We start from the raw sequence: 19,681 nt of genomic DNA, 5'->3' as shown, positions 1-19,681 counted from the left end.
GCGACACGGAGTATCAGCGCTTTCCGCCGAAAATACCGCCCAGCAGGCCGCGCACGATCTGGTTGCCCAGCTTGGTGCCGACGGTGCGCGTGGTCTGCTTGGCCATGGTCTCGATCATGCCCTGGCGGCGCTTGGTGCCGAAGATCGCATCCTTGATACTCTGGCCGAAGCCGCCTTCCTGCGCCTCATCCTGCTGACGGGTGCGGGCCTTAGGCGCATCCGACTGCTCGACCGTCTTCTGCGCGCGCTGCGCCAGCCGTTCCGCAGCCGATTCGCGGTTGATCGCGGTGTCATAGCGCGTGCCGACCGGACTGCCGGCACGCACCTGCGCACGTTCGGCCTCGCCGATCGCACCCATCCGGCAGCGCGGCGGCGCGATCTGGGTCTGCTGCACGGGCGAGGGGATGCCCTTGTCCTGCAGGGTGGAGACCAGCGCCTCGCCGGTACCCAGCTTGGCCAGCGTGGCAGCCACATCCAGTTTCGGATTGGGCACGAAGGTTTCGGCGGCCACCTTCACCGCCTTCTGGTCGCGCGGGGTGAACGCACGCAGCGCGTGCTGCACGCGGTTGCCGAGCTGGCCAAGAATGTTGGCCGGCACGTCATCGGGGAACTGCGAGCAGAAATACACGCCCACGCCCTTGGAGCGGATCAGCCGGACGACCTGTTCGATGCGTTGCGCCAGCGCCGGCGGTGCGTCATCGAAGAGCAGATGCGCTTCATCGAAGATGAAGACCAGCTTGGGCTTCTCCAGATCGCCCACTTCCGGCAGTGTTTCGAACAGCTCGGAGAGCAGCCACAGCAGGAAGGTCGAGTACAGCCGGGGTTTCAGTACCAGCTGGTCGGCGGCGAGGATGCCGATCACGCCGCGGCCGTCGTGGTTGACGCGCATGATGTCGGCCAGCTCCAGCGCAGGCTCGCCGAAGAAGGCCTCGCCGCCGTCCTGCGACAGGCGCAGCAGCGAACGCTGGATGGCCGCCACCGTCTGCGCGCTGACCAGCCCGTATTCGGTGGAGATGTCCTTGCGCTCTTCGGCGACTAGGCCGAGCAGGGCGCGCAGGTCATCCAGATCAAGCAGCAGCAGGCCGCGGTCGTCGGCAAGCTTGAACACGATGTCCAGCACGCCGGCCTGGGTGTCGTTGAGCTCCAGGATGCGGGCGAGCAGGGTCGGGCCCATCTCGCTCACCGTGGTGCGCACCGGGTGGCCGAGCTTGCCGTACAGGTCCCAGAAAATGGTCGGGCTGGCGGCGGGCGCGTAGTCGGCCACGCCCAGGTCCTTCGCGCGCTGCAGCAGCGCCTCGGTCCCGGCGCCGGCCACGGCCAGGCCGGACACGTCACCCTTCACATCCGCCAGGAACACCGGTACGCCGATCCGCGAGAAGCCTTCGGCCAGCGTCATCAGGGTGACGGTCTTGCCGGTACCGGTCGCGCCGGCCACCAGGCCGTGCCGGTTGCCCAGCCGCGGCAACAGGGTGACGGGGATATCGTCGGTGATGCCTTTGCCGAGCAGAATCGGATCCATGGTCAACTCGCAGTGTGAATAGGCGGGATTCTAAACGTCGGCACTGACCGGCCGGCAGACGGGTTGCCCCGATGCAAGCGGCACGGCTACTCTGCCCCATCGTTCGCACACAGTGCCAAAAATGCCCGTTCCTGTCTTGCTTGTCCGTGGTTGGCCGTTGCTGGCGGTCGCCGCGATGCTGTCGTTCGTCCCCGAGGCCCATGCCCAGCGCGTCTCCGCCCGCGACAAGGCCAAGGTGGAGGCGCTCGATCAGCGCATGACTGCCGCCGAGAAGCGCTACAACGCGGCGCTGGTGCTGGTGAACAATGCCGACCCGAAAGGCACCAACGAGGCCGATGCCGCGCTGGAGGACATGGAGGATGTGATCAGCGCCTGCGTGGCCCAGAAGGGCTGCCAGGTCAGCAACCTGCTGCCGACCTACAAGCGCCTGCTCAAGAGCAACGCCGACAGCCAGCAGGACAGCGAGGACGGCACCGTCATCGCCGACGGCACCCTGCTGGAGGCCGACCCGGACCATGTCGGCCCGCTGGCTGCCGACGTGCCCGAAGCTGCCCGCGCCGCAGCGCTGCTCAATGACAAGCGCCACGCCTTCGACACCATGGTCGAGTACAACCCGGCCGTGCAGGCGGGCATCCGCCGCTGGCTGACCGACATGCGCCCGGCGCTGCTCACCAGCTACGAGAACTACCAGAACCTGCGGGCGGTGATGTGGCCGGAGTGGGAAAAGCGTGGCCTGCCCGAAGCGTTGCTGTTCGGCATCATGGCCAAGGAATCCAACGGGCGGGTGCATGCGTCCTCGCGTGCGGGCGCGGCGGGGTTGATGCAGTTCATGCCGGCCACCGGCCGTCGTTTCGGCCTGGGCCCGGATGGCACCGGCTTCGACACCCGCTTCGATGCGCGCAGCGCGGCCGAGGCCAGCGCCACCTACCTCAACGAGCGCATGCGCGAGCTCAACAACAGCGTGGAGCTGTCGCTGGCCGGTTACAACGGCGGTGAGGGCCGTGCCATCCGGGTGTTCCGCCAGTATCCGGGCCAGAGCTTCTGGACCGACAGCGTCTACAACCAGTTCCCGGGCGAGACCAAGGACTACGTGCCGATGGTGATCGCCGCGGCCTGGATCTATCTGCACCCGCAGCAGTACGGCGTGGAGTTCCCGAAGATCAGCGCACAGCCGGCCACCATCCGCCTGGCCAAGTCGACCACGATCTATGAACTGACCATCTGCCTGGGCAGCACCGGCACCCGCGACGGCTACATGCGCGCGCTGCGCAACCTCAACCCGCGCTATGAGGCCGATGGCTGGATTCCGGCCGGCACCACGATCAACGCGACCACCCGCATCGCCGGGCTGTACAACCGCTTCTGTGTCAGCGGCCCGCGTGCCGATCTGGCCCGCACCCTGATCACCGCCGACCTCAATGCGGCGATCGTGCGTCCCACGGCCGTCAGCTACACCGGCAACGTGGCGGTGGGCAGCGTGGTCCCGGTCGCCCAGGCCCAGGCCATGCCCGCGGTGACCCCGGCTGCGCCCGTCGCCGTGCCGGTCGCCAAGCCGAAGGCCAAGCCGGCCCGCAGTTACAAGGTCGGCAAAGGCGAGACCCTTGGCAAGATCGCGGCCAGGTTCCAGTGCGACGTACCGACCCTGGCCCGGGCCAACGGCCTCAAGGCGCCGGCCTATTCGCTCAAGCAGGGCCAGAGCATCAAGCTGCAGGGCTGCGACAAGTAAGCCATAACCGGGTAGGCTCGCCGGCATCACGCCTGCGGCCGCCCGGCCCAGCACATCCATCGCAGCGTCGGCCACGGGTCGGTGCTCACCGCAACACGCAGACAGGACAGCAAGATGGATATCACCGCGATCAACGAGATGTTCGCCAACATCCGTGAAAACACCGATTGGGACCTCAACGGCCCGATGCTGTGGGGCTACTTCTTCGTCAACACCACCCCGGAGCCACTGCACGGCCTGGGCGAGAAGCTGGTCGAGATGGGGTACACCCTGGTGGAAGTGTTCGAGCCGGACCTGGAAGAGGGCGAGGCCCCGTACCACGTGCTGCACGTGGAGCGCGCCGAGGTCCACACCGAAGCCTCGCTGGATGCCCGCAACCACGAGCTGCAGGCGCTGGCCGAAGCGAACGGCGTGGAAGACTACGACGGTATGGACGTCGGCCCGGTCGAGGTCTGATCGAGCGGAACATCGCACACAAAAAAACGCCCCGGTTTCCCAGGGCGTTTTTTATGGGCGTGAGCCCGGGTAGTGCCGGCCATGTGCCGGCACTACCGTCACTTCAGGGTGGCCAGCGCCTGCCCCAACTGCACCGCATGCTCGGCGTCCAGATGCGGCGCGAACTCGGCCACGCCCGGCGGCAGCAGCACGATCACGGTGGAGCCGTAGTTGAAGCGCGCCATCTCCGCGAAGCGCTCCAGGGTGATGCCCTTGCTGCGGTAATCCTTGCGGGTGATGGTATCGCCGTAGGCCGGGATCTCCTCGCCGCCCCACACCGTCTCCACGCCGGAGACCAGCAGTGCGCCGACCATCACCGAGACCATCGGGCCGAAATCGGTATCGAAGTGGCAGACCAGGCGCTCGTTGCGGGCGAACAGCCCGGGCACCTTGTTCACCGCCGCCGGCCCGACACTGAACAACCGACCCGGCACATGCACCGTCTCGCGCAGCGTGCCGGTCCACGGCATGTGCACGCGGTGGTAATCCTTCGGCGAGAGATACACCGTGGCGAACAGGCCGTGGTGGAAGACTTCCGCATCCTTGGCATCGCCCAGCAGTTCGGCGGCGGTGAAGGACTGCCCCTTGGCCTGGAAGATGCGCCCGTCCTCGATCGTGCCCAGCTGGCTGATCCGGCCGTCGGCCGGCATGACCAGCGTGCGCGGATCGGCATCGGCCACGCGCGCGCCCGGCTTCAACGCACGGGTGAAGAACTGATTGAAGGTGCGGTAGCTGCGCGGGTCCGGGTTGGCGGCTTCGGCCAGGTTCACGCCGAACTTGGCGGTCACGGTATCGATCAGCCAGCGCGAGATCCGCGGGTTGCTCGAGTACGCCAGTCTGCGCGCCATGGACGACAGCAGGCGGTGGGGCAGGGCGTAGCTCAGCGTGGTCATCAAACTCATGGGGCGGATTTCTCGGTCAGCAGTTGCAGGTCGCGGGCGATCGCCTGCGCTTGGAAAGGAGGGCGGATCAGGCCGGCCAGGCGGCCTTCCGGGTCCAGCACGGCCAGGCTGGCCGAGTGCTCGAGGGTGTAGTCCTCGGGGTTTTCATCGAAATGCTTGCCCGGCACCTTCTGGAACACGAAGCCCAGCGAGGTGGCGAAGCGCTCCAGCGAGGGCACATCCGCCGTGGCCGCCAGCGTGTCCTTGTGGAAGGCGTGGACGTACTCGCCCAGCCGCGCCGGGGTGTCGCGCTCGGGATCGACCGAAATGAAGACCAGCCGCGGGCGCAGTGTTTCAGGCAGGGCTTCCCACTGCTTCTGGGCCTGGGCCAGATCGGCCAGCGTGGTCGGGCAGACGTCCGGGCAGAAGGTGAAGCCGAGGAACACCAGGGTCCAATGGCCCTTCAGCTCGCCGGGGATCAGGCGGGTGCCGTCGGACTGGCCGAGGTTGAAATCGGGCAGCGGGCGCGGCTGCGGGTAGAACGTGATCGATTCCGTGGCGGGGCGGTCACCGCCCGGCTTGGGCGCGAAGACCATCTGGGCCACGACCAGGCCCAGCCCGGCGGCCAGGGCGATCAGCAGGATGATGCCGACATTGCGATTGAACATAAGGGCCCCGTCCCGGAAGTGGCCACCATGATAGAGGGATGCGGGCGGTGGCGTCCCATGCGGCAGCCGCACCCGTTTCGACTGCAACGGATGCCCCGGCCCGCCCCAGCGCCTATAATCTAGGGCCACTCTGTCTGTTGCCCCGCCATGACTGCCGAAACGGCCGCCGAACTCCACACGATCATCGACCTGATCCGCTACGGCACCAGCCGTTTCAACGCCGCCGGGCTGACCTTCGGGCACAGCTACGACAACGCCCTGGACGAAGCCACCCAGCTGGTCCTGCACAGCCTGCACCTGCCGCACGACCTTGGCCCGGCCTATGGCCAGGCGCGCCTGCTGCAGGACGAAAAGGTCCGCGTGCTGGAGCTGTTCCAGCGCCGTATCGACGAGCGCATCCCGGCCGCCTACCTGACCGGTGAGGCCTGGTTCGCCGGCCTGAGCTTCAAGAGCGACGCGCGCGCCCTGGTGCCGCGCTCGCCGATCGCCGAACTGATCGAGTGCGGCTTCGAGCCGTGGCTGGCCGGCCGCGATGTCCATCGCGCCCTCGACCTGTGCACCGGCTCGGGCTGCATCGCCATCGCCATGGGCCACTACTACCCGAACTGGGAAGTGGACGGTGTGGACCTCAGCGACGAGGCCCTGTCGCTGGCCGAAGAGAACAAGGAACGGCTGCAGACGCCGAACGTCACCCTGCTCAAGTCCGACCTGTTCAACGGCCTGACCGGCCGTCATTACGACCTGATCGTCACCAATCCCCCGTACGTCACCAACGACGAGACCGATGCCCTGCCGCAGGAATACTCCTACGAGCCGGAAATGGGCCTGCGTGCCGGCGACGATGGCCTGGACCTGGTGCTGAAGATCCTGCGCGATGCCCCGCTGCACCTGAGCGAGGATGGCCTGCTGATCTGTGAAGTGGGCGAGTCCGAGCAGCACCTGTACAAGCTGCTGCCGGAAGTGGATTTCCGCTGGGTCGAGTTCAAGGTCGGCCAGATGGGCATCTTCGCCGTGGAGTGCCGCGAACTGATCGCGCACAGTGCCCGCATCACCGAACTGGCAGCGCAGCGGCCGTGAGTTCCAACAGCTTCGGCAAACTGCTGACCGTCACCACCTTCGGCGAATCGCACGGTCCGGCGATCGGCTGCGTGGTGGACGGCTGTCCGCCGGGGCTGGAGATCAGCGCCGACGAATTCGCCCACGACCTGCAGCGGCGGGCCACCGGCAAGAGCCGGCACACCTCCGCGCGGCGCGAAGCCGATGAGATCGAGATCCTGTCCGGGGTGTACGAAGGCCGTACCACCGGCACCCCGATCGGCCTGCTGATCCGCAATACCGACCAGCGCAGCAAGGATTACACCAACATCGCCCAGCAGTTCCGTCCGGGCCATGCCGACTACAGCTACTGGCAGAAGTACGGCATCCGCGATCCGCGCGGTGGCGGTCGTTCGTCCGCGCGCGAAACCACCATGCGCGTCGCTGCCGGCGTCATCGCCAAGAAGTGGCTGCTGCAGCGCCATGGCGTCACGGTGCGTGGCTATCTCTCGCAGCTGGGCGAGATCACCCCGACCGGCTTCGACTGGTCGGCGGTGGAAGACAACCCGTTCTTCTGGCCGGTCGCCGATCAGGTGCCGGCGCTGGAAAGCTACATGGATGCGCTGCGCAAGTCCGGTGATTCGGTCGGCGCGCGCGTCAACGTGGTGGCTGACGGCGTGCCGCCGGGCTGGGGCGAGCCGATCTACGGCAAGCTCGATGGCGATCTGGCGGCCGCGCTGATGAGCATCAACGCGGTCAAGGGCGTGGAGATCGGCGACGGCTTTGCCAGCGCCGCGCAGAAGGGCACCGAGCACCGTGACCTGCTCACCCCGCAGGGCTTTGCCAGCAACCATGCCGGCGGCATCCTCGGTGGCATCTCCACCGGCCAGCAGGTCACCGCCTCGATCGTGCTCAAGCCGACCTCCAGCCTGCGCCTGCCCGGTGCCACGGTGGATGCGAGCGGCGCTTCGGTCGAGGTGATCACCACCGGCCGTCACGATCCGTGCGTGGGTATCCGCGCCACCCCGATCGCCGAGGCGATGATGGCCCTGGTGCTGATGGACCAGGCGCTGCGGCATCGCGCCCAGTGCGGCGATGTGGGCGAGATTACCCCGCGCATCCCGGGCACGATCGATGGCTGATCGACGCCCCAAGGTCTGGGTCAGCCAGCCCCTGTTCGACGACGTCGTCGAACAGCTCGGGCAGCATTTCGACCTGACCATGACCGGTGACGTCACCCGCTATACGCCGCAGAAGCTGGCCGAACAGCTGGCCCACGTCGACGGCGCGCTGATCACCCTCAACGAACGCATCGGTGCGGCCGAGATCGCCAACGCGCCGCAGCTGCGCGCGATCGCCAACGTCGGTGTGGGCTACAACAACCTGGATATCGACGCGCTCAGCGCCGCCGGCATCCTGGCCAGCAATACGCCGGATGTGCTGACCGAAACCACGGCCGATCTCGGCTTCGCGCTGTTGATGGCTGCCGCCCGCCGCATCACAGAGTCCGAGCGTTGGCTGCGTGACGGCCAGTGGGGGCAATGGTCGTTCCAGACCATGCTCGGTGCGGATATCCACGGCAGCACGCTGGGCATCCTCGGCATGGGCCGCATCGGCCAGGGCATCGCCCGCCGCGGCGCGCACGGCTTCGGCATGCGCGTGCTGTACCACAACCGTTCGCGGCTGCCCGAGGCCACCGAGGCCGAGGTCGGCGCGCAGTATGTGGACCTGGAGACCCTGCTGGCGCAGGCCGATCACCTCGTGCTCGTGCTGCCGTACAACGCCGCCTCGCACCACATCATCGACGCCGATGCACTAGCGAAAATGAAGCCGACCGCCACGCTGATCAACATCGCCCGCGGTGGCATCGTGGATGAGCTGGCGCTCGCCGATGCACTGGCCAACGGCCGTCTGGCCGCCGCCGGACTGGACGTGTTCGAAGGTGAGCCGACGGTGCGCCCGGAGTTGCTGGCCCTGCACAACGTCGTGCTGACCCCGCACATCGGCAGTGCCAGCCAGGCCACGCGCCGGGCGATGGTGCAGCTGGCCGTGGACAACCTCACCGCCGCACTGGGGCAGGGCCCGGATGCCGGTCGCCCGCCGAGCGCGATCAACGCCGACGCTGTCGCTGCCGTGAAAACCGGCGGCGCGACCGTGGGCGGCAAAAAAATCGACGACGCAAAACGATAGGGAACCGCGCTGGCCAACAGGCGAGGTTCCCGAACCGGTAGGTACCGACCGAGGGTCGGCACATATCTCCAAGGCACGGCAGGTACCGATCGTTGGTCGGTACACATCCCCAACGCACGTTACGTATCGGCCCCGGGTCGGTACACAAAACAGAGGTTCTCATGAGCAATCCAGATCGTCGTTTCCACGTCGCCGTCGTCGGTGCCACCGGTGCTGTCGGCGAAACCATGCTGGCCATCCTGGCCGAGCGCAATTTTCCGATCGCCACGCTGAGCCTGCTCGCGTCCTCGCGTTCGGCCGGTGGCGAGATCGAGTACCAGGGCGAGAAGATCAAGGTCCAGGACCTGAGCACCTTCGATCCGAACGGCGTGGACATCGCGCTGTTCTCGGCCGGTGGCAGCGTCTCCAAGGAGTTCGGTCCCAAGTTCGCGGCGGCCGGTGCCGTGGTGATCGACAACTCCTCGGCCTTCCGTTACGACGATGACGTCCCGCTGGTCGTCTCCGAAGTGAACCCGGAGGCGCTGAAGAACCGCCCGCGCGGCATCATCGCCAACCCGAACTGCTCGACCATGCAGATGCTGGTCGCACTCGCACCGCTGCACCGCCAGTACGGCATCGAGCGCATCAACGTGGCCACCTACCAGTCGGTGTCCGGCGGCGGTCGCTCGGCGCTGGAAGAACTCGGCAAGCAGACCGGCCAGCTGCTCAGCTTCCAGGAAATCGACCCGCAGCGCTTCCCGGTGCAGATCGCGTTCAACCTGATCCCGCACATCGATGATTTCCAGGACAACGGCTTCACCAAGGAAGAGATGAAGCTGGTCTGGGAAACCCGCAAGATCCTCGGCGACGACAGCATCCTGGTGAACCCGACTGCCGTGCGCGTGCCTGTGTTCTACGGTCACTCCGAAGCGGTCACCATCGAAACCCGCGACAAGGTCACCCCGGATGCCGCGCGTGAGCTGTTGTCGCGTTCGCCGGGCGTGGAAGTGGTCGACAAGCATGAAGCCGGTGGCTATCCGACCCCGGTCACGCATGCCTCGGGCACCGATGCGGTGTATGTCGGCCGCATCCGCGAGGATCTGTCGCACCCGCGCGGCCTGAACCTGTGGATCGTCTCGGACAACATCCGCAAGGGCGCCGCCCTCAATGCCGTGCAGTTGGCCGAGCTGGTCGCTGCCGAAGGCTGATCGCGTGGTGGTTGGCGGCATGGGGATGCCGCCGACCACCCGCATCGAAACATCGCCGATCACGGGGGGAGCCGTTATATTGGCCGCCATGAAGAACCGGGTTCCGGGCGCAGTGCGTCCGCTCAAGTATGTGTCCACGCTGCTGCTGGCCCTGGCCAGCAGTTCGGCCATGGCCCTCGGCCTGGGCGATATCCGGGTGCTGTCCAAGCCGGGCCAGCCGTTGCTGGCCGAAATCCCCGTCATTTCCGCCGATCCGTCCGAGCTGGAAAACCTCCGCGTCGCGCTGGCCTCGCCGGCGACGTTTGCCCGGGTCGGGCTGGAGCCGCCGTCCGGGCTGGTCAGCGAGCTGCAGTTCGAGTTGACCCGCAATGCGCAGGGCCGCGCCGTGGTGCGCGTGAGCAGCCAGGCACCGGTCGCCACGCCCTCGTTGAATTTCCTGATCGAAGCCGACTGGGGGCAGGGCCGCCTGGTCCGTGAGTATTCCGCCCTGGTGGACGCGCCCAACAGCGCCGCCACCGTGGCCGAGCCGGAGATCGTCGCCCCTGCCGGCGCGATGTCCAACGCCATCATCCGTGAGCCCGCACCGGAGGCCGCACCTGTTGCCGCCACGCCGTCGCGTGGTGCGCAACCGGCCACCACGCCGCGCCCGGCCGCGCCACGTGCTGCACCCACTGCGCCGGTCGCCGCTGATGGCAGCGTCACGGTGCAGCGTGGGCAGACCCTCTCGCAGATCGCCGGCTCGCTGGCCCGCGAGCAGGGCATCAACCGCGACCAGGCGATGATCGCGCTGCTGCGGGCCAATCCCGATGCCTTCATCCGTGGCAACGTGAACCTGCTCAAACAGGGCGCGGTGCTGCGCACGCCGGGCGCCGACGGGGTGGCGCAGATCGATGCAAAGCAGGCTGCGGCGATCGTGCGCGAGCACACCGCGCAGTGGCGGCAGTCGCGTGCGGCGATCCCGCAACCGGCCGACAGTGGCGTCGCCGCAGCGCCGGCACCCGCCACCGCGGCCCCGGCCGCCACCCAGGGCGCTCGCCTTGAAATCGCGCCGGCCGTTGCCGCCGCAGGCACCACCGCAGGCACAACCACCGGCACCGCTGCCGGCACCGAGGGCGACATGCTGGCTAACGAACAACTGCGACAGGCCAAGGAAGACGTGGCCACGCGCGATGCCGAGATCCAGGAACTGCGTGAGCGCGTGGCCGAGCTGGAAAAGCTCAAGGCGCAGCAGGCCTCGCTGATCGAGATGAGGGACACCGACCTGGCTGCCGCGCAACAGCGTCTGGAGCAGGCGCCCGGTACGCGCGACAGCGCCGGCGGTGGCTGGTACTGGCTGGGCCTGGTCGCGCTGCTGCTGGTGGTCGGGGGCTGGGCCCTGGTGCGTCGCCGCAAGCCGTCGCCGCTGCCGCCACTGGCGCGTGATGGGCTCGACGGCGCCTCGCTGGCCGCGGCCGTGCCGGCGGCCGATCAGGGGGACGAACTGGCCGCACAGCGCGATGACGCGCACCGCTTGCCCGACGAGCAAGCCGTTGCCGACGCCGACGTCTATGCCGGGCTGCGCCGTGAGCCGGTCTTCTCGCCCACGCCTTCCATGCACGACGCCGAGCCGCAGGTTCCTCTCGATGATCCTCGCTGGAGCGCCCCCGCGACGGACGAAGCGCCGGTGTTGCCGGAGGTCGAGGCCACCGCTGCATCCGCCTACGGCATCGAGGCCGACGCGCAGCATGTGACCGTGGACGATGCGCTGTTCCGTGACCCGGCACCGCTGATCGAGCCGCCGGCGCACGCGTTGGAAGCCCAAGCGCACCCCTCGTTCCGCGGCGTCTTCGAATTCCCGGACGAATCCGCGGCGGGTGAAGCGCACGGTTCAGAGGCGAGCGATCATCCTGAGGGTCTCGACGCTGCGCCGGCCATCGCCAGTGCGGACCACACGGCCCGCGCGGATGACATTGCCGATGCCGATGCCGATGCCGACGCCGCTGCTCCGCCGGCCGACGAGGCCCCCATCGCCCCGGTCGGCAGCCCTGGCCGCGACCGCCTGGAACTGGCCATTGCCTATCTGGACCTCGGCGACGCCGAGACCGCGCGCACCCTGCTGCACGAAGTGGCCGTCGGTGCCGACCCGCACAGCCAGGCCGAGGCGCGCGAACTGCTGGCGCGGCTGGGATGAGCCACGTCCGCCCGATGGCAACCCGCGCACGCCCGCTGGAGCACGTCGCGTTCGCTTCCAGCGAACCGGCTGTGTGGTCCGAGCGCGACGCTGCCTGATGCACCACCCGGCGCCTGCGCCGGTCCCCCAAAACACAGAGGTTCACCATGCGCTACGCACTGGGCGTGGAATACGACGGCAGCGAATTCAAAGGCTGGCAGCAGCTCGGTGAGAGCGGCTGCCCGAGCGTGCAGGCCAGCCTGCAGGAAGCGCTGTCCTCGGTGGCCAATGCGCCGATCCAGGTCGTGTGTGCCGGGCGTACCGATGCCGGCGTCCACGGCGAATGCCAGGTCGTGCATTTCGATACCGATGTCGTGCGCGATCCGCGCAGCTGGATGCTGGGCACCACCACCCGCCTGCCGCGTTCGATCGCCGTGCGCTGGTGCGTTCCGGTGGCCGATGAGTTCCATGCGCGCTTCGCCGCGCGCGCGCGCCGCTACCGCTATCGCCTGCTCAATCGCCAGGTCCGCCCGGCGCTGTATCGGCAGACCTTGAGCTGGGAGCGCCGGCCGCTGGATGCCGGGCTGATGCATGCGGCAGGGCAGGCCCTGCTGGGCGAGAACGACTTCAGTGCCTTCCGCAGCGTGCAGTGCGAGGCCCTGCACGCGCGCCGGAACATGCAGTCGCTCTCGGTGACCCGCCAGGGCGAGGTGGTGGAGGTCGCCGTTCAGGCCAATGCATTCCTTCATCACATGGTGCGCAATATCGTCGGTTCACTGATTCTGGTCGGTTGTGGTGAGCAACCGGTCTCGTGGATGGAGCAGTTGCTGGCCGGGCGCGACCGTACCGTCGCCGGCCCGACCGCTCCGCCGCAGGGATTGGTCTTCGTTGGTCCCCTGTACCCCGACAACTGGCAGCTGCCTGCCGAGGTCACCTTATGAGCCGCTCCTTCTACCGCACCCGTATCAAGTTCTGCGGCATGACCCGTGCCGGTGATGTGCGCCTGGCCGGCGAGCTCGGCGTGGACGCGGTCGGCTTCATCTTCGCCCGCGAGAGCAAGCGCCGGGTCGCCCCGGCCGAAGCGCGCGCGATGCGCCAGGCGATCGCGCCGATGGTGGATGTGGTGGCCTTGTTCCGCGACAACAGCAAGGAAGAGGTGCGCGAGGTACTGCGTACCGTCCGGCCGACTCTGCTGCAGTTCCACGGGGACGAAGACGAGTCGTTCTGCCGCAGCTTCAACATGCCCTACCTGAAGGCCGTGGCGATGGGCGGCAAGGATGAGGTCAACGCCCGTCAGCTGCAGCTGCGATACCCCAGCGCGGCCGGGTTCCTGTTCGACAGCCACGCTCCCGGCGGCGGCGGCGGAACCGGCGTGGCCTTCGACTGGACCCGCCTGCCGACCGGTCTGCACCGGCCGTTCCTGCTGGCCGGGGGAATCACCCCGGACAACGTCTTCGATGCGATCGTGGCGACCCTGCCATGGGGCGTGGATGTCTCCAGCGGCATCGAGTCCGAGCCGGGCATCAAGGACGGCTACAAGATGCGCAAGTTCGTGGAAGAAGTGCGTCGCGCCGATTGCCACGAAGCGGATTGATCCGCAGGCCCCACGCGTAGGCCACGACCGTTGGTCGTGGCGGCGTCATTCCGCCCGCTGCGCGGTAGTGCCGGCCGCTGGCCGGCAACCTGATGAATCTGCCGCCGTCCGGCTGGCCACGACCGTTGATCCTGGCGCGCTCATCCCGCCAGCTGCGCCGTGAGCCAGTCCGCCAGCGCATCCACCCGGGGGTCCGCCGCGCCCTCCGGGGTCGCCAGAACCCAGAACCCGCCGGTCGCGCCGAATCCCCACGGTGCCAGCAACCGACCTGCGGCCAGGTCATCGGCGACCAGCGGCTCCGGCGCGATCGCCACGCCAAGGCCCGCGACCGCCGCTTCCAGCAGGTAGTACAGATGCTCGAAGCCGCTGCCCAGCTGCAGCTGCGCCGGGTCCAGCCCATGCGACAGCGCCCATGCCGGCCATGCCTGCGGGCGCGAGGTGGTATGCAGCAGGGGCTCGGCCAGCAACGCTGCCGGCGGCTGATGGCGCAACCGTGCCGCCGCTGGGTGGTGGGGGCTGATCACCACGCCCACGCGCTCGGGGGCCAGTTCCCGCACCTGCCATCCACGCGGCCACGGTGGCTGGGCCAGCAGCAGGACCGCATCCAGGCCCTGCTGTTCGCTGGTGAAGCTGCCGTCCTGGGCAGACCAGTGCAACGGCAGCTGGGGCAGGGCGCTCTGCAGCGCCTGCAGGCGCGGAATCATCCAGCGCGCCAGGATGCTGCCACTGCAGCCGAGCACCAGCGCTTCGGGCCGCTGTTGGCGCTTGAGCGCCACGACCGCCTCGCGGATCTGTTCGAAGGCGCCTTCGCAGGCGGCCTGCAGGTCCTTGCCGGCGCGGGTCAGGCGCAGCCCACGGCCTTCCCGCTGGAACAACGCAACGCCCAGGTACTCTTCGAGCAGACGCAACTGGCGGCTGATCGCGCCATGGGTGACATGCAAGGCGTCGGCCGCCCGGCCGACCCCGCCCAGGCGGGCGGCCGCCTCGAAGCTGCGCAGCGCATTGAGCGGGGGCAACGGTCCGTCGGTCATGTGAGTTTTCCTGACAGGTCGCGACAGATATTATCGATATTCCTGTCATGACAGGTGCGTTAGATTGGCAGCCTGTCTCCACCGGCTGTCGCGCTATGTCCGCTTCCCCCACTTCCCCCATCGTCGATTTCCACGCCTACCCCGATGCCAACGGCCATTTCGGCCGCTATGGCGGAAGTTTCGTCGCCGAGACCCTGATCGGGCCGTTGCAGGAGCTGGCCGCCGCCTATGACCAGGCACGTCGCGATCCGGCCTTCATCGCCGCCTATGACAAGGACCTGACCCACTACGTGGGCCGTCCCAGCCCGATCTACCATGCCGAGCGCCTGAGCCAGCAGGTCGGCGGTGCGCAGATCCTGCTCAAGCGCGAGGACCTCAACCACACCGGCGCGCACAAGATCAACAACACCATCGGCCAGGCGCTGCTCGCCGCGCGGATGGGCAAGAAACGCATCATCGCCGAGACCGGCGCAGGCCAGCATGGCGTGGCCAGTGCCACCGTAGCCGCACGCCTGGGCCTGGAATGCGTGGTCTACATGGGCGCCACCGACATCGAGCGGCAGAAGATCAACGTTTACCGCATGAAGCTGCTCGGCGCGACCGTCGTACCGGTCACCTCCGGCTCGGCCACCCTCAAGGATGCTCTCAACGAAGCCATGCGCGACTGGGTCACCAACGTGCGCGACACCTTCTACATCATCGGCACAGTGGCCGGCCCGGATCCGTATCCCCGCATGGTGCGCGATTTCAACGCGATCGTCGGCCGCGAAGCGCGCGCGCAGATGCTCACCGATTACGGCCGCCTGCCCGACGCGATCACCGCCTGCGTCGGTGGCGGCAGCAATGCGATCGGCCTGTTCCACGCGTTCCTCAACGATCGCGACGTGCGCATCGTCGGCGCCGAAGCGGCCGGCGATGGCATCGAGACCGGCCGTCATGCCGCCTCCATCGCGGCCGGCCGCCCGGGCGTGCTGCATGGCAACCGCACCTATGTGATCTGCGATGACGACGGCCAGATCACCGAAACCCATTCGGTCTCGGCTGGCCTCGACTACCCGGGCGTCGGCCCGGAGCACGCCTTCCTGGCCGATGCCGGGCGCGCCGAGTACGTGGGCATCACCGATGACGAAGCGCTGGCCGCGTTCCACCAGCTGGCGCACAGCGAAGGCATCCTGGCAGCGCTGGAATCCAGCCATGCGGTGGCGCAGGCGATCAAGATCGCCCGCGAGCTGCCGCGCGACAAGCTGGTGCTGTGCAACCTGTCCGGCCGCGGCGACAAGGATGTACACACCATCGCTGCGCGCGAGGGTCTGGTGCTGTGAATCCGCTGCTGCGCCAGGGAAGTGCGCTGCTGATGGTGGTCGGCCTGACCGGATGCACGCCGCCGGATCCGCCGGTGCTGCCGGCACCTGCCGCAGCGGTCGGTGCGGTCGCACCGGCGCGGCAACGGGCCAGCAATGACGATGACATCGCCAATCGCCCGATCGAGGACGAGCCGGCGCCGCCTGCCACGGCGGAGGCCACCGTGGCTGACGAGGCCGCCCCTTCGGTGGTCTCGGTCGCGCTGGATCATGCAGGCGATGTGCTGATCGGGCAGCGCTTCACCGAGCTCGCCGCCGATGGCCCCTGGCATTCGGCCGGGCTGAGCGAGGGCGAGCCGAGCGGTGCCTGCGAGTACTACGAGCGGGGCAACCTGCCCGAGGGCGTGTCGATGATGGTCGAGGACGATCACGTGCAGCGCTTTGAACTGGCCCCGATCGAGGATTCCTACGAGGCCATCACCCAGCCGGGGCCGTTCGGGCTGCGCCTGGGCATGACGCTGGATGAAGCGCTCAAGCGCTTGCCGCCGGGAAGTACGCGCGCACCGCATGCCTATGACCCGGAAACGGGCGAATACCTGACCTGGCAGGACCCCGGCTCGGATCTGGCGATCCGGCTGGAGATCTTCGACGGGGTGATATCGAAGCTGTACTGGGGCGCCAGTGGCGCCGTTGAACTGATTGAAGGATGTGCCTGAGATGTCCGTGGACCGTATCGATGCCTGTTTTGCCCGCCTGCGCGATGAAGTTCGCAAGGCGCTGATTCCCTTCATCACCGCTGGTGACCCTGGCCTGGACGCCACCGTGCCGGTGATGCACGCCCTGGCGGCTGCCGGTGCGGACGTGATCGAACTGGGGGTGCCGTTCTCCGACCCGATGGCCGACGGCCCCACCATCCAGCGCAGCTCCGAGCGCGCGCTGGGCCGCGGGGCAGGGCTGCGCTACGTGCTGGAAACGGTCGCAGCCTTCCGGCGGGACGATGCCACCACCCCGGTGGTGCTGATGGGCTATCTCAACCCGATCGAGATCCATGGCACGGCCCGCTTCGCGCAGTCGGCGATCGCCGCGGGCGTGGACGGCATCCTGCTGGTCGACCTGCCGCCGGAAGAAGCCGCCGAAACCCGTGAGATCTTCACCGCGGCCGGTCTGGCGCTGATCCTGCTGGCCTCGCCGACCACGGCCGACGCTCGTCTGGATACCTTGTCCGCGATGGCCGAAGGCTACCTCTACTACGTCAGCTTTGCCGGTGTGACCGGCGCATCCGAACGCCTGGACAGCAGCGCCGCCAGTGCCCGCCTGCGCGACCTGCGCAGCCGCTCCAGCGTGCCGGTGGTGGCCGGCTTCGGGATCAAGGATGCGGCCAGTGCGGCGGCCATGGCCGTGGAGGCCGATGGCGTGGTGGTGGGCAGTGCGCTGGTGGCCGCATTGGGCGAGGCGCCCGATGCCGCGGGCGCAGCACGGACCGCGCAGGCATTCCTCACGCCGCTGCGACGCGCTCTCGACGCCGCCTGAAGCACGCAAACGTACGTACCAGAATGGTTTACGTCAGCCCCCCGGCAACCGCCGGGGGGTGCCCGAGCATGGAAACGGTGAGCTAGACTGTCCGCCTTTGCGGCCCCCGGGCCGCCCTGAACGGAAGTAGCATCCCGCATGAGTTGGCTCAGCAAGTTGATGCCGTCTGGCATCCGCACCGACAACGTCCCCAGCAAGAAGCGCAGCGTCCCCGAGGGCCTGTGGGAGAAGTGCAGCAGCTGCGGCAGCGCGCTCTACCGTCCTGAGCTGGAAGAGAACCTGGAAGTCTGCCCCAAGTGTGGCCACCACATGGCCATCCGCGCGCGTGCGCGCCTGGCCGCGTTGTTCGATGCGGACAGCACCACCGAGATCGGTGCGCGCCTGGGGCCGACGGACCTGCTCAAGTTCAAGGACCAGAAGAAGTACAGCGAGCGCATCAAGGCCTCGCAGAAGAACACCGGTGAGTACGACGCCCTGATCGCCATGCAGGGCCTGATGAAGGGCCGCCCGCTGGTCGCCTCGGCGTTCGATTTCGCCTTCATGGGCGGCTCGATGGGCTCGGTGGTCGGTGAGCGTTTCTCGCTGGCCGCGGAAAAGGCGCTGGAGATCGGTGCGCCCTACGTGTGCTTCTCCGCCAGTGGCGGCGCGCGCATGCAGGAAGGCCTGTTCTCGCTGATGCAGATGGCCAAGACCTCGGCCGCGCTGGGTCGCCTGCGCGATGCCGGCCTGCCGTACATCTCGGTGCTGACCCATCCGACCACCGGTGGCGTGTCGGCTTCGTTCGCGATGCTGGGCGATATCAACATCGCCGAGCCGCAGGCACTGATCGGCTTCGCCGGCCCGCGCGTGATCGAGCAGACCGTGCGCGAAAAGCTGCCGGAAGGGTTCCAGCGCTCGGAGTTCCTGCTCGAGCACGGTGCGATCGATCAGATCTGCGACCGCCGCGAGATGCGCGACCGCCTGTCGGAGCTCCTGGCCATGCTGGCGCGTCAGCCCGCACCGGCACCGGATGCGGCGGCCTGATGGCGTCGCGCAAGTATTTCGGCACCGATGGCATCCGCGGCAAGGTCGGTGAGGGCGTCATCTCCGCCGATTTCGTACTGCGCCTGGGCAATGCGCTCGGGCGTGCGCTGACCGAGCGCAACGGGCACCGCCCGGTGGTGGTGATCGGCAAGGACACCCGTATCTCCGGCTACATGTTCGAAGCCGCACTGGAAGCCGGGCTGGTCGCCGCCGGCGCCGATGTGCAGCTGCTCGGCCCGATGCCGACGCCGGCGGTGGCCTTCCTCACCCGCACCCTCGGTGCGGATGCGGGCATCGTCATCAGCGCCTCGCACAATCCGCACTACGACAACGGCATCAAGTTCTTCTCCGCCGATGGCGAGAAGCTCGATGACGCCACCGAGCTGGCGCTGGAAGCCGCGCTCGATGCGCCGTTCACCACGGTCGAGTCCGAGCGGCTGGGCAAGGCCATGCGCGCGCGGGATGCGGTCGGCCGCTACATCGAATTCTGCAAGGCCAGCGTGCCGCGCGGGTTCGATCTGCGTGGGCTGAAAATCGTGCTCGACTGCGCGCACGGTGCCACCTACCACGTCGCCCCGCTGCTGTTCCGCGAGATGGGCGCGCAGGTGGTCAGCATCGGGGATGCACCCAACGGGCTGAACATCAACGATGGCGTCGGCTCGATGCACATCGACAATCTGGCCGCGAAAGTGCGCGAAGTCGGCGCTGATTTCGGCATCGCCTTCGACGGTGATGGCGATCGCGTGCTGATGGCCGATGACCAGGGCAATCCGGTCGATGGCGATGACCTGCTGTTCGTGCTGGCCCAGGCCTGGCAGCGCAGCGGTCGCCTGCATGGCCCGGTGGTCGGTACGTTGATGACCAACTTCGGCCTGGAGCAGGCGCTGGAACGGCTGAACATCCCGTTCCAGCGCAGCAATGTCGGTGACCGGTACGTGCATCAGGCGCTGGTCGAAAACAACGGTGTGCTCGGCGGCGAAGCGTCCGGCCATCTGCTGTGCCTGGACCGCGCCACCACCGGTGATGCGATCGTCAGTGCGCTGCAGGTCCTGGAAGTGCTGCGCCGTGACAGCACCTCGCTGCGCCAGGTGCTGTCGGTACTCAACAAGGTGCCGCAGAAGACCGTCAACGTCCGCCTGCAGGGTGCGGCCAAGGCCACCGTACAGGCCGAGAGCGTGCAGGCTGCGCTGCTGGCTGCACAGCAGGCAGTGAAGGGGCGCGGCCGCGCGTTCCTGCGGCCCTCGGGCACCGAGCCGGTGGTGCGTGTCACCGTCGAGGCCGACAGCGCCGAGTTGATGCAGTCCACGCTGGACAGCCTCTCGGCGGCGGTGAAGGCGGCGGCCGCGGCCTGA

At 68.1% G+C, this 19,681-nt stretch carries 18 protein-coding genes; 14 read left to right on the top strand and 4 right to left on the bottom strand.

Annotation, left to right across the window (positions count from 1 at the left end; all coding sequences use genetic code 11):
• Positions 1-13 precede the first annotated feature (13 nt).
• Complete coding sequence (locus C0R07_RS01800; RefSeq protein WP_102788067.1) at positions 14-1,519, bottom strand: helicase HerA-like domain-containing protein; 1,506 nt, start codon at positions 1,517-1,519, stop codon at positions 14-16.
• 121 nt (positions 1,520-1,640) lie between these two features.
• Here C0R07_RS01800 and C0R07_RS01795 point away from each other — a divergent pair, with 121 nt between their 5' ends.
• A complete protein-coding gene (locus C0R07_RS01795; protein WP_102788066.1) occupies positions 1,641-3,245 on the top strand; it encodes a transglycosylase SLT domain-containing protein in 1,605 nt (534 codons plus the stop codon).
• Between the two features lie 114 nt (positions 3,246-3,359).
• Complete coding sequence (locus C0R07_RS01790; protein ID WP_070425601.1) at positions 3,360-3,701, top strand: ribonuclease E inhibitor RraB; 342 nt, start codon at positions 3,360-3,362, stop codon at positions 3,699-3,701.
• 98 nt (positions 3,702-3,799) lie between these two features.
• On the opposite strand, the gene asd is transcribed toward C0R07_RS01790, so the two are convergent.
• Together asd and C0R07_RS01780 are read right to left on the bottom strand one after the other, a co-directional pair.
• On the bottom strand, positions 3,800-4,642 hold the full coding sequence (gene asd / locus C0R07_RS01785) for an archaetidylserine decarboxylase (protein ID WP_102788065.1): 843 nt from the start codon (positions 4,640-4,642) through the stop codon (positions 3,800-3,802).
• Positions 4,639-5,289: an SCO family protein gene (locus C0R07_RS01780; RefSeq protein WP_070470941.1), complete on the bottom strand. Its 651-nt coding sequence runs from the start codon at positions 5,287-5,289 to the stop codon at positions 4,639-4,641. The genes asd and C0R07_RS01780 overlap by 4 nt, the downstream gene beginning before the upstream one ends.
• Before the next feature lie 147 nt (positions 5,290-5,436).
• Here C0R07_RS01780 and prmB point away from each other — a divergent pair, with 147 nt between their 5' ends.
• From prmB to C0R07_RS01745, 7 genes are all read left to right on the top strand, one after another.
• Positions 5,437-6,366: a 50S ribosomal protein L3 N(5)-glutamine methyltransferase gene (gene prmB, locus C0R07_RS01775; protein ID WP_019182657.1), complete on the top strand. Its 930-nt coding sequence runs from the start codon at positions 5,437-5,439 to the stop codon at positions 6,364-6,366.
• Positions 6,363-7,466, top strand: coding sequence for a chorismate synthase (gene aroC, locus C0R07_RS01770; RefSeq protein WP_070425600.1), 1,104 nt, complete (start codon positions 6,363-6,365; stop codon positions 7,464-7,466). Before prmB ends, aroC begins: the two co-directional genes overlap by 4 nt.
• Positions 7,459-8,514 carry a 2-hydroxyacid dehydrogenase gene (locus C0R07_RS01765; RefSeq protein ID WP_102788064.1) on the top strand — a complete coding sequence of 352 codons (1,056 nt, stop codon included), beginning with the start codon at positions 7,459-7,461 and terminating at the stop codon, positions 8,512-8,514. The genes aroC and C0R07_RS01765 overlap by 8 nt, the downstream gene beginning before the upstream one ends.
• A gap of 161 nt (positions 8,515-8,675) precedes the next feature.
• Positions 8,676-9,701: an aspartate-semialdehyde dehydrogenase gene (locus C0R07_RS01760; protein ID WP_102788063.1), complete on the top strand. Its 1,026-nt coding sequence runs from the start codon at positions 8,676-8,678 to the stop codon at positions 9,699-9,701.
• An 88-nt stretch (positions 9,702-9,789) separates the two neighbouring features.
• Positions 9,790-11,871, top strand: a complete 2,082-nt coding sequence (locus C0R07_RS01755; RefSeq protein WP_102788254.1) for a FimV/HubP family polar landmark protein — start codon at positions 9,790-9,792, stop codon at positions 11,869-11,871.
• Between the two features lie 146 nt (positions 11,872-12,017).
• The gene (truA, locus tag C0R07_RS01750) at positions 12,018-12,791 is read left to right on the top strand and encodes a tRNA pseudouridine(38-40) synthase TruA (protein ID WP_046273243.1); all 774 of its coding nucleotides are present in this window, start codon (positions 12,018-12,020) and stop codon (positions 12,789-12,791) included.
• On the top strand, positions 12,788-13,444 hold the full coding sequence (locus tag C0R07_RS01745) for a phosphoribosylanthranilate isomerase (protein ID WP_019182664.1): 657 nt from the start codon (positions 12,788-12,790) through the stop codon (positions 13,442-13,444). Before truA ends, C0R07_RS01745 begins: the two co-directional genes overlap by 4 nt.
• Before the next feature lie 140 nt (positions 13,445-13,584).
• On the opposite strand, the gene C0R07_RS01740 is transcribed toward C0R07_RS01745, so the two are convergent.
• Entirely contained in the window at positions 13,585-14,475 is an 891-nt protein-coding gene (locus C0R07_RS01740) for a LysR family transcriptional regulator (protein ID WP_019182665.1), read from the bottom strand.
• A gap of 95 nt (positions 14,476-14,570) precedes the next feature.
• Between C0R07_RS01740 and trpB the strand changes: the two genes are divergently transcribed.
• The 5 genes from trpB (at position 14,571) to glmM (ending at position 19,681) form a co-directional block, all read left to right on the top strand.
• Positions 14,571-15,797, top strand: coding sequence for a tryptophan synthase subunit beta (gene trpB, locus C0R07_RS01735; protein WP_019182666.1), 1,227 nt, complete (start codon positions 14,571-14,573; stop codon positions 15,795-15,797).
• On the top strand, positions 15,794-16,492 hold the full coding sequence (locus tag C0R07_RS01730) for a hypothetical protein (RefSeq protein WP_102788062.1): 699 nt from the start codon (positions 15,794-15,796) through the stop codon (positions 16,490-16,492). Before trpB ends, C0R07_RS01730 begins: the two co-directional genes overlap by 4 nt.
• Position 16,493: 1 nt before the next feature.
• Positions 16,494-17,306 carry a tryptophan synthase subunit alpha gene (gene trpA / locus C0R07_RS01725; RefSeq protein ID WP_102788061.1) on the top strand — a complete coding sequence of 271 codons (813 nt, stop codon included), beginning with the start codon at positions 16,494-16,496 and terminating at the stop codon, positions 17,304-17,306.
• A 138-nt stretch (positions 17,307-17,444) separates the two neighbouring features.
• The gene (accD, locus tag C0R07_RS01720) at positions 17,445-18,329 is read left to right on the top strand and encodes an acetyl-CoA carboxylase, carboxyltransferase subunit beta (protein ID WP_070470925.1); all 885 of its coding nucleotides are present in this window, start codon (positions 17,445-17,447) and stop codon (positions 18,327-18,329) included.
• Positions 18,329-19,681, top strand: coding sequence for a phosphoglucosamine mutase (gene glmM / locus C0R07_RS01715; protein ID WP_102788060.1), 1,353 nt, complete (start codon positions 18,329-18,331; stop codon positions 19,679-19,681). Before accD ends, glmM begins: the two co-directional genes overlap by 1 nt.

Origin of the sequence: Stenotrophomonas bentonitica (genome assembly GCF_002887735.1) — a bacterium.
Taxonomy (GTDB): domain Bacteria; phylum Pseudomonadota; class Gammaproteobacteria; order Xanthomonadales; family Xanthomonadaceae; genus Stenotrophomonas; species Stenotrophomonas bentonitica_A.
This window is presented reverse-complemented; position numbering and strand designations above follow the sequence as displayed.